Annotated in this window: 1 protein-coding gene; it reads left to right on the top strand. The window is 71.5% G+C overall.

All coding sequences use genetic code 11. The features are described 5' to 3' along the window. Positions 1–498: 498 nt before the first annotated feature. Positions 499–1,114, top strand: a 616-nt coding sequence (locus tag C1A38_RS30385) for a hypothetical protein (RefSeq protein WP_102661102.1), incomplete at its 3' end; no start/stop codon positions are given.

Below are 1,114 nucleotides of genomic sequence, written 5' to 3'. Positions count from 1 at the left end.
CCCCGACTTCGGCCCACCCACCCCGACCTCGGGCCACCCCGACCTCGGCCCGCCCTGGCCCGGACCACCCCGGCCCGGGCGCCCCGGTCGGACCGCCCCGGCCCGGGCCACTCCCGGCCCGGGCGCCCCGGTCGGACCACCCCGGCCCCGCGATCTTGCACTTCTCGTCGCCGCGAAAGGTGTATAAGCCGTAGAACAGCGACCCAAAGTGCAAGATCGACGCGCTGCATCGTGCGGGCAGGGCTGCAGGCAGGAGTGAGGACGCCATTGCGCGGGCAGGGCTGCGAACAAGGCGCGCGACGGCACTCCTGCGCATTCCCCTGGCCCGCCTTCCCGCGCACTCGCCTTCCCCGCGCACTCGCCTTCCCCACGCGTCGATCTTGCGCTTTCTGTCCGGGCATAAGTGCGCGAAAGCCGCGAAACGGCGACCGGAAGTGCAAGATCGATGCGGCTGGGTGGGTGAGGCGGGGGCGGGTTGGGCGTGGCAGGGTGGGCGGCGTGAAGATTTACGCTGATCGCTTTCCGGTGGCGCTGCGGCAGGTACTCACCGATCTACTCGTCGTCGCCTGGGTTTACGCGACGATCCAGGGCGCGTTGTGGTTGCACGACCTGGTGCAGAGGTTGGCCGTACCCGGGCAGAAGTTGGAAGGGGCCGGCGGTGGGCTGGCCGACAACCTGGCCGAGGCCGGCGGGAAGGTCGGACGGGTGCCTCTGGTGGGTGACGAGTTGACGGCGCCATTCGAACGGGCGGCGGACGCGGCCCGGTCACTCGCCGAGGCTGGGCGCGACCAGCAGGAACTTGTCGACCAGTTGGCCCTGGCGCTGTCGGTGGGGATGATGATCGTCCCGCTCGGGCTGGTGCTGTTCGGCTGGCTGCCGTTGCGGGTGCGCTGGATGCGCCGGGCCGGCTCGGCGGCGACACTGGCCGCCGCACCCGCCGGTCAGGACCTGCTGGCCCTGCGCGCCCTCGCCAACCAACCACTACGCCGACTCACCCGCATCAACCCCGATGTGGCGCAGGCATGGCGCGACGGCGACGAACAAACCATCACCGCCCTCGCCACCCTCGAACTCCGCCACCTGGGCCTCCGCACCCCCACTACCCCACCACCCC

The organism is Verrucosispora sp. ts21 (assembly GCF_002879555.1).
Taxonomy (GTDB): domain Bacteria; phylum Actinomycetota; class Actinomycetes; order Mycobacteriales; family Micromonosporaceae; genus Micromonospora; species Micromonospora gifhornensis.
The sequence above is the reverse complement of the archived record's forward strand: the minus strand, read 5'-3'. Positions and strand labels throughout refer to the sequence as shown.